We start from the raw sequence: 13,782 nt of genomic DNA, 5'->3' as shown, positions 1-13,782 counted from the left end.
ATGGAGGCCAATGTGAGCGGATCGCTCATCGATCAACTTCAGCCCGTTGAGAGCGGGCAGATCATGGTATACCAGCCCTACTATAAAGAGGGCCCCAAGCGCGCTCTCTTGCCGCGAGCGCTCAGCCTCTACCAGAAGAAGAGTTTGGAGGGAGAGCGCAAAATTGAAGGCGGTGAGAATATTCCTTTTGTCGCCACCTGGACTGTCTCCACGATTCCCGCCGACCTGATCGGTTGCCGGATGCAGTTTAGCACCCAGGGGGAGCAGCTGAGTTACGAAGTCAAGATGGCCAATTTTGAATTTGTCGATCACTTAATCGACCTGATCGTCAATTACAAGCGCTATCACACGGTGGATTTCTCGAAAGCTTTCTACCGGAAGTTGTTGCGGCCAGAAGAGTGATCGGGCTTTCAGAGAAAGCTAGGATAAGGGGAAAATACCCAATGCGCAATTTTAACGGGAAGTGTATCCGCTGATTTAGTATGGTAAAACGGCAGCTCGGCTGCAGACGTTCAACTATAGGAGTGAGGGTGTGCGAAAATCCCCTAAATATTTACTGATTGGGTCAGCGGAGCCTTTCAGCGGCAAGACCGCTACCATCCTGGGAATAGCCCACCAGTTGCAGCAAAAAAAACTGGATATCGCTTACGGAAAACCTCTGGGAACTTGTCCGAGTGTCAGTCCGGCGGATGGCATTGATGAGGATGTGCGCCAGGTGGCAAAAACCCTCAACCTGCCCGAAAACCGGCTGCTGCCGACGCTTGTCTTTTTGGATGAAGCGGCGCTCGCCAAACGCCTTCAGGGGGAAGATGCCACTGACTATTCCCAGGCTCTAGCGAAATCCGCGCGCGGGGCTTCTGGAGATTTGGTGCTGCTTGAAGGCGCGGGAACTCTGGAGGAAGGGTTGCTGCTGAATTTGTCCCTGCCGCAGGTGGCTGAGGCCGCTGACGCTTCGGTCCTGCTGGTGGCAGGCTTGCAGTCGGTGCTGTCGGTTGAGGGGCTGTTGGCCGCTAAGCAGCGCTTGGGGGCTCGCCTCTCGGGCGTGTTGCTCAACGACATTCCCGCAGAGCTGCTGCTCACCGCTGAAGAAGCAGTTCGCCCTTTTCTGGAGTCGCAAGGGGTGCCGGTTTTGGGCATGCTGCCCAGAAGCAACTTGCTGCGCAGCGTCAGTGTCGCTGAACTGTCCCGCCGGCTAGGCGCTGAGGTGCTCTGCCGGTCTGACCGGCTCGATTTGATGGTGGAAACTCTCACCATTGGGGCGATGAATGTCAGCTCGGCGATCAAATATTTCTCTGAAGGGAGAAATATGGCTGTGGTCACCGGCGGGGACCGCACGGATATCCAAATGGCGGCGCTGGAAACCAATACCCAGTGCCTGGTACTCACCGGCCACATCCAGCCCCCACCGGCAGTTCTCAGCCGTGCCGAAGAGGTGGAGGTGCCGGTGCTGTCAGTGGCCCTCGACACCCTGGCAACGGTGGAAATTATTGAGCGCGCCTTGGGCCAAGTTCGCCTCCAGGAACCGGTCAAGGTGGAATATATCGTGCAAATGATGGCAGAACATTTCGATATTGACCGCTTGCTGGCAGGGATCGGCTTGCAGCCGGCAGTCGCTAGGGCCTAGGTCAAGCCATCCTTTGAAACCGGGTTTCTCTGAGAATTCAGCGCCAAAAACGGCAGATTGTGCTAAAGAAACCCGGTTTGTTCACCCCCTAGCCGGCAGGAACCCAAGTGCCGTGAAATCCTGGGGGCACAACCTCTGGCAGGGCCAGCCGGCACACCGGCTCGCCGTCCAAGCCCAGGGCGTCAAACACCCACACTTCGCTGCGGTTCTGCTCGCTGTCAAACACCACCGTCAAAATCCACCCCTGCTGGGGACTGTCCGCATCTGGGGCGTAAATCGGTTCTGCCGGATACCGGCCCGCCCCTAAGTTGGCCTCGGTGAGGGTGCCGGTTTGACTGTCGAAACGCCCGATGCTGTCGTACAGTTCCGTGAGAACGTCCGTTCCCTGCCGGTGCAGCGATAAATAGGTAAAGCGGTTTTCTCGCCCCACCTCGGAAGCTGGCACTGCCGGGAATTCGCAGCTGCGTGCCAGAAGCTGTCGCATTTCGGCGATTTTGCCGGAAAGCGGCTCCAGACGCACCCGCCAGAGGGAACCTTGGGCCGGCGTTTGGGTTTGGCCGGCAGCCACTTCTTTCAGGCGCTGGTTGGTCTGAAAATCGTCATAGCGCACAATGTCCACTACCACAGCCCCGCCCTCGCCGGCATACCCGTTGGCGAAATGCCACTGATACCACGGTTCGGCTTCGCTTTTGCTTACCACAGAAAGGGTGGTTCTGTCAAGTACCAGAATCTGAGTTCCTTTTTCAGGACACCAGCGGAGGGCGTCGCTGAGGCTTTTGAGCTGCAAGAGTGCGGGGATCACCTGCAACCGCACGGGGGAAATGAAGAAGATCAGATAGGGGCCGGCGAGGGCAAAATCGTGAATCAGGGGGACGCCATTGAGGGGAATGGCGGTCTGTTGGAGCAGCTGGAGCTGGCTGTTGCACCGGGAAACGCGCAATTGGCTCGTTTTGCCGGGGGTGACGCCAAAGTTATAAATCTCGCCGGTTTGAGGATCTTGTTTGGGGTGGGCGGAATAGAACCAGTTCGGGGCTAACCACCCGAGACTGTCGAGTCCGAGGGTTTCGAGGGTGTGTGGGTCGAGGGCGTGGGGGTGCCCGCCCTCCCAAAGGGCCAGCAGTCTGTCGGGAAGTGCCAGCACACTGGTGTTGGCGGCATTTTTGACTTGTTTGGCCAACCGCTGCCAGAAGGGGGCGGGTGAGAGGGTGCCGTAACCGCCGTAGAGCATCTGGCCTTTGGCTTGTTCTTCCAGATAGCCGGCTGTGCGCACATAGCGATAGGTGCCGGTGGCGGTGGCGGCGAAGACGGTGGCCAGGATGGCTCCATCGCCATCAAACCAGTGCCCCACCCGACGCCCGCCGCGTTCGAGCCGGGCTGGGCCATTGCGGTAGAGGGTGCCGCGCAAGCCGGTGGGGATGGCACCGGCAGTGACGGGCAGGGGGGTTGGGCCAAATTCGGCTGCCGGTGGCAGGATTGCTTTTGCCCAAGCTGGCGGAGATGCCGGTGGGGTGGTGACAGTCATTTTTTCCTCAAAGTGGGGCTGTTGAGCGGTTGGCGGCCAGCGCCGGCCAGTGGGAGAGGGGACGCGGGGTCAGGCCAGCTGCCGCCTAGCCAATCTCAATAAATACTTACAGCCAAAAAGGGGTGCTTTAGGCGGCTGTGTTTGTTAAAATATCAAGGTTGTACTGTTCAGCGAATAAGCGTCTTTGAGTCAATCGATAGAAATACCCAAAATAGATACACTCGCACAAGAGCTGGCGACGATCCAGCAAACGGGTTCTAAGCGGATTGCTATATTGGGATCGCGCCATGTCCCGCTCACACACCAGCACCTGATTGAGATGATGAGCTACGCGCTGGTTTTAGGCGGTAACCGGATCATCACCTCAGGTGCCACCGGCACGAATTCCGCTGCTATCAAAGGAGCGATGCGGGCCGATCCAAATATGCTAACGGTAATCTTGCCCCAAAGTCTGGACCGCCAGCCGGCGGAATCTCGAACGCAGCTGGAACAGGTGATGCACTTGGTGGAAAATCCCAGCAATGACAGCCTGTCCCTCGCGGAAGCCAGCGCCCTCTGCAATCAGGAGATTGTTTCTCGGTGCCAGCAGCTGATCTGCTTTGCGTTTCACGACAGTCAAACACTGCTGCGCAGCTGTCAGGAAGCGGAAGAGCAGCGCCGAGTGGTGACCCTGTTCTACTTTGACTGAGCCAACGTCATTGGTGAAAAGTCATTAGTGTTTTGCTTTTTGACCGATAACCAATGACCCATCACCTTTTGACCCCCATAATAAGTAACCCCGAATGCAATTCCCTGTGTCTGCCATTCTGCTTTATGCAATTGTGGCGGCGGCTGTGCTGATTTATGTCCCTTTCCTGCTGGTGGGCTACGCTCGCGCCCAAGTGGGGTACGACATCTCAGCGCCCCGCGCCATGTTTGACAAATTGCCGCCCTACGCCCAAAGAGCGACTTGGGCGCACCAGAATTCGTTTGAAACGTTTATGGTGTTTGCGGCGGCGGCGCTGATGGCTTACGCCACCGGCGTCGATTCGGATTTGGCAGCTTGGGCGGCGCTCGCTTTTGTAGCGGCTAGGTTGCTGTACTCTGTTTTTTATATTGCAAATGTGCCGCTGGCGCGTTCGCTGATGTTTGGCATTGGCACGCTTTCCACCGGCACTCTCTTTGTCCTCAGCTTGCTGGCTGCAGGCGGCTGAGCGAGGGCAAATTAGCAATCAGAAGTTTGCCGGGGTTAAGAAACCGGGTTTCTCTCCCGGTCGCTAAAAGAAACCCGGTTTCTGAGAAGTCCAAACCGGCAGTCGCCCAGGGACAGCAAATTAGCAATCATAAGCTTACCAAAAGATTATCTATGGCTGATACTTCTTCTTTTGATATCGTCAGCGACTTTGACCGGCAGGAATTGGTGAATGCCGTAGACCAAACTGTGCGGGAAATTAACAGCCGGTACGACCTGAAAAATACAAAAACATCGGTCGATCTCGGCGAAGAGGAGATTACGGTCAGCACGGACAGTGAGATGACGCTGCAAGCCGTTCACGGGGTTTTGCAGCAAAAGGCAGTGAAGCGCAACCTGTCGCTGAAAATCTTTGATTACGGCAAGGTTGAAACTGCCAGCGGCAATCGCGTCCGTCAGGTGATTAAGCTGAAAAAGGGCATCGCTCAGGAGATTGGCAAGCAGATTAGCAAGCTGATTCGCGACGAGTTCAAGAAGGTGCAAGCCTCGATTCAAGGCGATGCTGTGCGGGTTTCGGCGAAGTCGAAGGACGACTTGCAAGCGGTGATTCAGCGGCTGAAGCAAGAAGATTGGCCGGTAGCTTTGCAATTTACGAATTATCGCTAAGATTTGGAAGATTTGGGTCACACACCCTGCGGCTTCAAATTATAGCAGCAGGCAGTCAGTTTAGGACACGCTTGATACGAAGTATAGACGTAGGGCAGGCGCGACGCCTGCCCTCTAAGTCTCTGGGACAGGCGAGACGCCTGTCCTACGTCCTAACCTAAATGGCTACTGCTATAGAAGGCTGGGGTTGGGGTGGGTGAGGCGAAGCGCGTCACCCGCCCTGCGATCAGCTCGCAGATTTTGATTCAGCTTCTATCTGTTCAAATAAGCTCTCCAGATTGGCCACGAACGCCTCCAGATCCGCGCTTTCCATCTCGCGCCAGCCATCACTTCCGAGAATTGACGGGACATTATATTTCTGGCTGGGATAAAAGTTAGCGAACGCTTGGGACGAAACCCAGAGTTTTATTTTGCCATTTTTCTCAGGCTGGGCGGAAATTCCAAACAGGCAGTTAGACCAATTGCTCGGGGCTTTGGCTATCAGGCTCAGTGGCGGGCTGAACATTAAATGAGTGGGCCACGGATTGAGGGTGAGCTGGTGTTGCTGTCCAGCTTGCACTAGGCGCAGAAATTCCCTGCCAATGCCGTGTTGCTGCGCCATCGCCACCAAGGACTGCAGCCGGTCTTGCGGAGTAGTCAAACGGTTTTTAGCTTCAGGTTTCTTTGCGGGAGCGGCTGCGGATGCCACCATAGAAGTCAGGAGCTGTTTCTCTTCCTGCTGTTTAGTTCTTTCATCCAGTTTGGCGGTGAGCTTCTGCAGCTGCTGCAACTGCTCCTGCATCTGAGCGAAACTCTCGGCGAGTTGCGGGAGTGTGGCGATTTCGGCACTGAACTGTGTTTGGGCGGACTCCACCGGGCGCAGCGAGTCTTGCAGCTGCTGGCGCAGAGACTGGATTTCTCCTTTGAGCTGCTGAATTTCTCCTTTTAGCTCGCTGGGATCGTAGGGGGTGGGAAGGGCTTCTAGCTGCTGTCTGACACCGGCAGCGCTCTGCTTTAATTCTTCTATCTGCTGGGGTTCCGAGCGCCGGTTAAATGCCTCGGTTAAGGAGGAGAGGCTTTCTTGGAGTTGCTGAATCTGCTGCTCTAGAGGCGTAGGGTCAAAGGCCGGTGTGTTTGGCCGCTCGGTGAGGGCTGCCTTTAATTCCTGAATCTCTTGCTCTAGAACACTGGGGTCAAAGGCAGGTGTGTTTGGCCGCTCGGCGAGGGCTGCCTTTAATTCCTGAATCTCCTGCTCTAGAACAGTGGGGTCAAAGGAAGATGGGTTTGGCTGCTCGGAGAGGGCAATTTTTAATCCCTCAATCTGCTGCTCTAGAACAGTGGGGTCAAAGGAAGGTGCGTTTGGCGGTTCGGCGAGGGCTGCTTTTAATTCCTGAATCTCCTGCTCTAGAACAGTGGGGTCAAAGGAAGATGTGTTTGGCCGTTCGGAGAGGGCAATCTTTAATTCTTCAATCTGCTGCTCTAAGGCAGTGGGGTCAAAGGGACCAGCAAGGGTTTCTACCTGCTGTTTGACGCGCGCGACGTTCTGCCGCAATTCCTCTATGAGCTGGGGTTCCGAGCGGTGGTTGAATGCTTTGCTTAATGTGGATAGGTTTACTTGGAGTTGCTGAATCTGTTCCTCCAGGGGAGTGGGGTCAAAGGCTGGAATGTTTTGCAGCTCAATAACGGCTGCAGTTAATTGCTGAAGCTCCTGGTTGAGGGGAGTGGGGTCAAAGGGTGCGGGAATTGCTTCTAGCTGCTGTTGCAGGCTGGCGGCGCTGTACTTTAATTCTTCTATATGCTGGGGTTCCAAGCGGCTGTTAAACGCCTGGGTTAATAAGGAAATACTGGCTTGCATTTGCTGTATTTGCAGCTGCAGGGGAGTGGGGTCGAAGGCAGGACTGGTTGGGATTTGAGCGAGTGCTGCCTTGACTTGCTGAATTTCTTGATGCAGGGGAGTGGGGTCAAAAGCTGGGGCAGTTTGAGGAAGTGCTTCTAGCTGCTGTTGCAGGGAAGCGACAAGCTGATTTAATTCTGGCAACCGGCTCGCTTCTGGGCGCTGGTTAAAGGCTTCAGATAATAAGGTAATGTTTTTTTGGAGCAGCATAATCTGTTGCTCCATGTCAGTGGGGTCAAAGGTGGGAAAAAGTTCAGCCATGTCTTGTTCTTCATGGCTTTCAGCTGCTTCCCTGAAGCTGTTTATGGCTTCTTCTAAGGTGTCAAATCGCTTTTGCAGCTGGTAGAGTTCTTCCTTTATGGGATTGAAGTCTGCTGCCGGCTGGGGGGCAGCCTGCAAAGCGGCAACTGTATTGCGCACCGCTTGCATTTCCCCTGAGAGTTGCCGGTCGCTTTGGGTGACGCGATTCCCCATCTCAGCCAAGACAGAAGCGATATTCTGCTCAAATGACTGCTCGAACCGGCGGCGGTTAATCAAACTCAGCGAGAGGGCCAAACTCAGGGGGGCAGCCGCGTAGATCAGCTGCTGGGACGCAACGGCCATAATTGTCCCCGCAACAGAACCCGCTACGGAGATTGATTCCGTTAGCTCCAACCCATTGCGCTCAGGGGTGTTTTTCATCTTGTAGACCTTGAATGTACTCTAGGGCTGTTAAGTTAAAGTTATCATAACAGCAACCAACTCACATAAAAATTTATTATCCTAAGATTAAGCCATACTTATATATGCCGCCGGCGCAGGACAGCCGTCTTGCCGGTCCCACCTCCAGAGACACCGGACAGGCGACCGGCTTCTGCCTGAGGACGCCACCGGCATCCCTCTGTGGGGGGATTGCACCTGAATAATGCAAAACTAAGCTATTAGGCTTTTAACCTGCTTTTCCTTTGAAAGGGGGCAGAGTCTCCAGATTGCGTTTCCAGCGTGATTCTGGCAACGAGATGCTAGAGATGGGAAGTGCAAATTAAATGCGCTGTAGTTTATTCGCCGGCATCCCGTCAGCCCCACCTCCGTCAGCGGGGCTACTGTTCACACACATCTTGGGTATGTTACCACAGAAAGACCCTCACCCCCCCAGCTCCCCTCTCCCACAAGGGGAGAGGGGGGAGAAAGACTCTTTTCTCAACAAGCGTGAGATACAAGCCGGCTTCTTTTAAAAACCGGCTTTCTAATACCTAAGATTAAGAACTACTACATGTTCTTTTTATCAGAACGCCGGCGGCGAAGTCTGTTAGGTAGGCTACAAATTTCCCTAATCACGAAGGCGCTAAGGACGAGCACCACTCCTATGCCGATACTGAGCACAAATGCCGGGGACTGCAAGAAAGAAATGTCCTTGTAGGTGTTTGGAGGTTTGGTGGAAATGATGGTGGCGGTGACGCCGCTGGCAGCTAGTCCAATACCGGCAACCCCAACAGTCCAGTTTAAATTGCGCTCGCTGCGGGTTTGCTCTATCTGTACGATCCCCTCGATATTCCTGATCAGGTTCTCCAGCAGCTTTAACCCCGCACTCAGGTTGGCGCAGTCTGAGGCTAGCTGTTCCAGATATTTCTCTGGGGCGAAGACACTCTCCCCCACCTTTATTATAAACTCCCCCCGCCCGCTTTTGTCAAGGGGGTTTCTAAAGTTTTTTTGCCGTTTCTGGAAGTTGGCAAAGTTGACCTTGATGGTGCGCAGTTGCGACTCTAATTTGGTTAGCGCCTCGGTATAATCGGAGTGGTCTTTCAGCGCCTTGGTTAGGTCCTCTTGCAATTGGTTGAGGCTGGCTCTCTCTCCGGCAAACAGTTGGGCAATCTGGCTGTTAAACTCTCGCGCGGCGCGATATTTCTCTTTGAGTTTCGCTTTCAACCGGCACCCTTGCCAGTACGCCCAAATTACCTTGTGCCGGTAGCCAAACAGGCGCATGCAGTCAAAGGAGATTTTTGCCATATTGCCCCGAATTTTCCCGATGTCCTCACCGGCTGGAAACAGGAAAATCAGAACGTGCTGGTTTTCTTGGCTGAACTTATCCCAACCGGCACTCCAGTTTGAGGGAAAGCGCCACAGTTCAAAGACGCGGGCACCCATAAAGTCGCCGTCGCCTTGGAAATCTCTCTCCCAAGACTCCCCTACCAATTGAGTGTAGCACTCTTTTGCAGTTTTTTCCACATCTTGATTTTCTGAGGCGAGTTGCGCCCAAAACAGCCAAGTTTGTCCCAGGGTTCCTCGCTTGCCGGCTTGCAGTTCTTTTTCCTCTTGCGTGCCGTTGATGCGAGAGACTATAATTTGTTTGAGGTTGGCAACAGTTCCATCAACCGGCTGCTTTGCCAAGTTGGGGGTTTTTGCAGACGGATCTGCGTATTTGCCAGAACAGTCGGCTTGCAGGGCGTAGGTGTCTCCTAGCTGAACGGGGAAAAAATGGCCATCGCAGGCAGGTTCAAACTGCTCAATCTTTTGAGATTCAAGCAAGAGGACATAATCGGCTTCGGGTTTCTCAGCTTTGGCTAAGTTTTCCAGCCGGCTGTCATCTATCTGGGGGTATATTTTATCCCAGAATTTCTTGCGGTTGCCGTCTATTTTAGCATAACTTTGCGCTAAACCCTCTCGCAAGTCATAGAGAAATAAATCGAGGGTTGGGTAAATCAGCTCGCCGGCGCTCATAAGACAAGATCCCCGCAAGCGACAATAATTTGCACGACATTTTCCTGGTTGTCGGGGTTGCTCAATATCGCATTTGCGGTTTGGGTGAGGGTTTCATCATCCATCCTGTCAATGATGTCAAGGGCATCAACCTGATTGCTGAGTTCCGCATTTCGCCTTTCGGCTCTCTCATCAATTTCGCAGGGAAGACCTTTATTGCGCTCGGCGGCGGGGGTGTGTAAAATATCGGCATACTTTAGGTACGTTTCCCCCAGATAAGCCTCGCCGAGGTTATCCAGGGTGCCCAAATTAGAGGAGATGTCCTCGCTAATCGCTTTCAGTTGGGCTTGTAACTCCTCTGGGAGGGGGGATGTTTGCTGGGCGAGGGCTATCAAAAAGGCTTTGAGGGTAATCCTCTGGGAGGAATTCATCGAAATGTACCTGCTATTGTGAGAGCAGCCCAGTAGTAGGGATGCTCAAAAAGTTTGCCGTCTTGTTCTTCTAGTTTAGCAAATCGCCGCAACTCCCGTTTGAGGGTGGGGCGAACCGTGTCCTCATATGGGGGAAGTTCGGCGAGAGAAGCCTTATAGAGCCGGCTGAGTTTTTTGGGCGTCAGCTGCTTTAACCATTTTACTGCATTTGCGCGGGCGACTGCTGGGGATTTGCCTTTTTTCAGCTGCCGGTAGAACTGGATCGTCATTAGGGCGCTGGCGTCGGATTGCACTACCCAGAGGGTAGTGAGCGCACCGGCTGCACCGGCTCGCAGAAAGCCACTCACCAATCCCACATATTCGGCGGTGATGGTTTGGTTGCGGGTGAGGGCGGTTTCGCAAGCGGAAAGGCTGACAAGCTCGTAGCCATCCAGCTTAATAGACAGTATTTCCTCAACGGTGAGTTTGTCCTCGCCGGTGAGGGGTAAATAAGAAAAGGCGGGATGGCTGATATTGGCTACGCCATGTCCGGTAAAATGAAAGATGCGGTGAGGCTGTCTGAGGCAATTTGCCAGGGTAGCCGGTGTGACTTGCTTTCCAGAAATGCGGGTAATGCCGGTGGGGGGAAACATCTGGGCGATGGCGGCGGATTCCACATCGGCGAGGGGCAAATCAGGAAACCCTTTACTGTCGGGAGTTTCGGCACTGAGGAGAATTTTTTCCGGGTTGGCGGGTGAGGGGTTTGCCGGCGCGGTGCTCAACATCTTGCCAATTTGAGCGCTGGGGAGGCGGGTGAGGGTGAGCTGATCTGGGAACAGGTATTCCAGAGGTAAGGGGTGCAAGTCGCGGTGGGGGATGAGAATCAGTTGAGGGATGCCGGCGACTTGCTCTAAAATTGCCGGCATGTCGAGGATTTTCCCCAAATCCTGCAGTCTTTCCTCCATTCCCGCGTACCAGGGATGGCTTTTTTTGTCGCTTTCCCCCGCTGCGTCTTTCTCCTTGAGATTGCGATAGTCCTGATATTGCTCATTCCACTCTTCCACCCAGGCTTCAAAGTCCTGAAGGCGAGTCTGGAAAAGAACCTCACCCCCCTCCATCTCCGCGTGCGGGGAGGGGGAGTCAGAGGGAGGAGAAGCTGGTTCGGTGGGGCTGTCGGGGGTGGCTCCCAGCACAATCGGTTGTGGGGCGCTGTGTTTGATAATAAAGGTGTGGAGTGCAACTGGGCTTTGGTGCCAGTAAATGGCTGCAGTGGAGGGATTCAGGAGTTGCTGGATGTCTTCCCAGCTGGCGGTGGGGATATCATCGGTCCAGGCATATAGCAGCCAAGTCAAACAGGCATTTTTGCCTTGTTCTGCCAATTCCCAAGCTCGCACCGGCTCCCCATTTCGCACGCACTCGTCAACCGTCAACTGCTGAAAGCCGGCAAATTTGAGCGCCAGCTGCTTTTTCTTCCAGTCAGGGCGTTTTGGCTCGGCTAGCAACCGCCGCAACAATTCTTTGGCGCGCCGGTGCAATTCATCGGCTTGCTCCTTTTCCCCCAACCACCGCAATACGCGCATCAGACTGTCTAACACCTCTAGATGCGCTTCGGGAAAAGCGGTTTCGGTAAGGGTTTCCAGTGCTGTGTTGTAGCTGTTGAGGGCTTTGTTCCAGTAGTGCCGGTGTCTGTCATTCCCGCGCCCTCGGAAATAGTGCGCGTCGCCGGTAAGCCGGTGCAATTCTCCCCAGCCTTCCGGGTGCGTGTCTCGGTGGCAATGTTTCAACCCTTCTTCATAGCTTGCCAATCTCCCCTCATAGCCGCGCCGGTTTAATTCGGGATTTTCCCTGGCTAGGGGAGAGGTTGCTAGCAGGGGATTTAGCAGCCCCTGCAGGGGAGAAATAGATTTTCCTGCTGCAATGCCCCGCATCGCCCATGCTTCCCACAAGTCCCGTTTAATAGCAAGAGCAGCGTCATAAGAATCGATTGCCGGCTCGAACTGTCCTAACTGAGCCTGCGCATTGCCCCGATCGTACAAAGCTTGGTGGAAGTCTGGTTTAATAGCGAGGGCTTGGTTATAAGAAGCGATTGCCGGCTCGAACTTTCCTAACTTCTCCTGCGCTACGCCCCGGCTGTACAAAGCTTCGTGGAAGTCTGGTTTAATAGCGAGGGCTTGGTTCCAAGAAGCGATTGCCGGCTCGAACTGTCCTAACTCAACCTGCGCTGCGCCCCGGTTGAGCAAAGCTTCGGGGAAGTCTGGTTTAATATGGAGGGCTTGGTTAAAAGAACCGATTGCACCTTCAAAATCCCCTGCCATTGCTTGCTGAAAACCTCGCTCAAACCACACCTTAGCCTCCAGATCAGCTCCCCCCTCTTCCTCTGCGCCCTCAGCGTCTTGGCGGTTCACATCCCCCACAACCCCCAACCCATTCCCAACAAACACCGCCTCAATAATCTCCCAAACCTCATCTTCCACCGGCACCTTTTCCAACAGCCGGCTCCCCAAATCCCGCGCCACCTCACCCAACTCCCCACCGGCAATTTCCCCCAGCCGCGCCATGCGCCGCGCCAAATCCCGCTCCGCCACATCCGCAGCCAGTAAGGTTTCCCCATAATTCCGCAGCCACTCCACCCACAGCTGCAAAATAGCGCGATGCTGCAAATCCTCCAGAAACGCCAGCACCGGCTCCTCTCCCAGCGACACCCGCTCCAGCAGCGAGCCAAACAGGAACTCCCACTCCCCTTCCGCCAGCGGCTGAGCATTTTTTGCCAGACGCTGCGTGCCAAACTCGCCGGCAATCTCGCCAAATTTCCCGCAGCCAATTTCCCCCAACCGCACCATGCGCCGCGCCAATTCGTGATTCGGCTGGGGCGAAGCCAGCAGCTTATCCCTGCCAAAGCGCTGCAGCCAATTGGCGAACCAGCTGTCATCAGAGCGGTTTCCCAAGTGCTCGCGCACCCGCGCCCCATCCCAACCGTCACCCACGCCATCCATCAGCTGCATGAACAGACGTTCATAGGCGGTGTCGCTGAGGGTGGGCAGTGCCGGTGGCGGGGGTGCCGGTGCCGGTTTCCCTTTTCCGAAAAGCCCAGCCACCCACTGCCATAACCTTTTCAGCCACTGCCCAACTTGCCGGAACATCTGCCGCCCCTAATGCCTCACGTTTCTCCTATTTTGCCTTAGGCGTGCCGGTTCTGTCAAGGGGTTTTCGGGGGGAGCATCCCGTTTGTGCCGTGCCGGTGGGCTGGGAGGGATTGACAGATGGTGTTGGATCGTCCGTGAGGGGGTTGGACCTGTAGCGAGTTCGCCGGCGATTAGCCTGGTTCCTGGCGATTGGAAAGAGACTGTTGGCGAATGCGTGAGGGGTTAGACCTCTGGCTAGTTTGCCAGGTTCCAGGCGATTGAAATCGCGGCTATACAGACGAAGCCCGCCTTCGCGGGCTAAGAGTAGAGCGAGACTCTCAAAATCTGCGGAGTTTTTCCTTTTTCCCACCGCCCACTGGGAACGTTTACAATCGCCCGAGGACTGGACTCCTGCCCGCACAGGCTCTTTTTTTGCGCACCTTCTCCCACAATACCAATCTACCACAAATGTGCCGGTGTGTCTACTATAAATTGAGAAAATTTTGCCTTTCTTAGCCCGCGTTGGGCGAAGCCCTTCCCGAAGGGTAGGCGGGCTTTGTCTGTATAGCCGCGATTTCCAATCGCCGGGTGGCCCGACTTGAGGTAAATTCTTTGCCCCTGTTCCGCCTGCCCGCAGCGGCCTTTTTTTTGCGCACCTTTTCCCACAATACCACTCTACCACAAATGTGCCGGTGTGTCTACTCGAAATTGAGGTAAT

11 protein-coding genes are annotated in these 13,782 nt (G+C 54.8%); 5 read left to right on the top strand and 6 right to left on the bottom strand.

What is annotated here, in order from left to right:
• The gene (gene ebsA / locus OSC10802_RS0128095; protein WP_017720109.1) at positions 1-402 is read left to right on the top strand and encodes a type IV pilus biogenesis protein EbsA; all 402 of its coding nucleotides are present in this window, start codon (positions 1-3) and stop codon (positions 400-402) included.
• Positions 403-532: 130 nt separating this feature from the next.
• The gene (locus tag OSC10802_RS0128090) at positions 533-1,624 is read left to right on the top strand and encodes a phosphotransacetylase family protein (protein WP_017720108.1); all 1,092 of its coding nucleotides are present in this window, start codon (positions 533-535) and stop codon (positions 1,622-1,624) included.
• Between the two features lie 88 nt (positions 1,625-1,712).
• Here OSC10802_RS0128090 and OSC10802_RS0128085 read toward each other — a convergent pair whose 3' ends face one another.
• Positions 1,713-3,146, bottom strand: a complete 1,434-nt coding sequence (locus tag OSC10802_RS0128085; protein WP_017720107.1) for a carotenoid oxygenase family protein — start codon at positions 3,144-3,146, stop codon at positions 1,713-1,715.
• Between the two features lie 184 nt (positions 3,147-3,330).
• Between OSC10802_RS0128085 and OSC10802_RS0128080 the strand changes: the two genes are divergently transcribed.
• From OSC10802_RS0128080 to OSC10802_RS0128070, 3 genes are all read left to right on the top strand, one after another.
• Positions 3,331-3,834: a DNA-processing protein DprA gene (locus tag OSC10802_RS0128080; RefSeq protein ID WP_017720106.1), complete on the top strand. Its 504-nt coding sequence runs from the start codon at positions 3,331-3,333 to the stop codon at positions 3,832-3,834.
• Between the two features lie 94 nt (positions 3,835-3,928).
• Positions 3,929-4,339 (top strand): MAPEG family protein, encoded by a 411-nt coding sequence (locus tag OSC10802_RS0128075; protein ID WP_017720105.1) that lies wholly within the window; start codon positions 3,929-3,931, stop codon positions 4,337-4,339.
• A 152-nt stretch (positions 4,340-4,491) separates the two neighbouring features.
• On the top strand, positions 4,492-4,983 hold the full coding sequence (locus OSC10802_RS0128070; RefSeq protein WP_017720104.1) for a YajQ family cyclic di-GMP-binding protein: 492 nt from the start codon (positions 4,492-4,494) through the stop codon (positions 4,981-4,983).
• Positions 4,984-5,209: 226 nt separating this feature from the next.
• On the opposite strand, the gene OSC10802_RS44905 is transcribed toward OSC10802_RS0128070, so the two are convergent.
• The 5 genes from OSC10802_RS44905 to OSC10802_RS0128050 form a co-directional block, all read right to left on the bottom strand.
• Positions 5,210-7,537 (bottom strand): coiled-coil domain-containing protein, encoded by a 2,328-nt coding sequence (locus tag OSC10802_RS44905; protein WP_017720103.1) that lies wholly within the window; start codon positions 7,535-7,537, stop codon positions 5,210-5,212.
• Positions 7,538-7,613: 76 nt separating this feature from the next.
• Complete coding sequence (locus OSC10802_RS51310) at positions 7,614-7,766, bottom strand: hypothetical protein (protein WP_155968483.1); 153 nt, start codon at positions 7,764-7,766, stop codon at positions 7,614-7,616.
• 338 nt (positions 7,767-8,104) lie between these two features.
• Positions 8,105-9,553, bottom strand: coding sequence for a hypothetical protein (locus OSC10802_RS42155; RefSeq protein ID WP_017720102.1), 1,449 nt, complete (start codon positions 9,551-9,553; stop codon positions 8,105-8,107).
• Positions 9,550-9,963 carry a hypothetical protein gene (locus tag OSC10802_RS0128055; protein ID WP_017720101.1) on the bottom strand — a complete coding sequence of 138 codons (414 nt, stop codon included), beginning with the start codon at positions 9,961-9,963 and terminating at the stop codon, positions 9,550-9,552. The genes OSC10802_RS42155 and OSC10802_RS0128055 overlap by 4 nt, the downstream gene beginning before the upstream one ends.
• Complete coding sequence (locus tag OSC10802_RS0128050) at positions 9,960-13,082, bottom strand: CHAT domain-containing protein (protein ID WP_017720100.1); 3,123 nt, start codon at positions 13,080-13,082, stop codon at positions 9,960-9,962. The genes OSC10802_RS0128055 and OSC10802_RS0128050 overlap by 4 nt, the downstream gene beginning before the upstream one ends.
• Positions 13,083-13,782: the final 700 nt, after the last annotated feature.

Origin of the sequence: Kamptonema formosum PCC 10802, assembly GCF_000332335.1 — a bacterium.
Taxonomy (GTDB): Bacteria; Cyanobacteriota; Cyanobacteriia; order Cyanobacteriales; family Oscillatoriaceae; genus Oscillatoria.
Note: the sequence above shows the minus strand (reverse complement) of the source record. Positions and strands in the feature narration are given on the sequence as shown.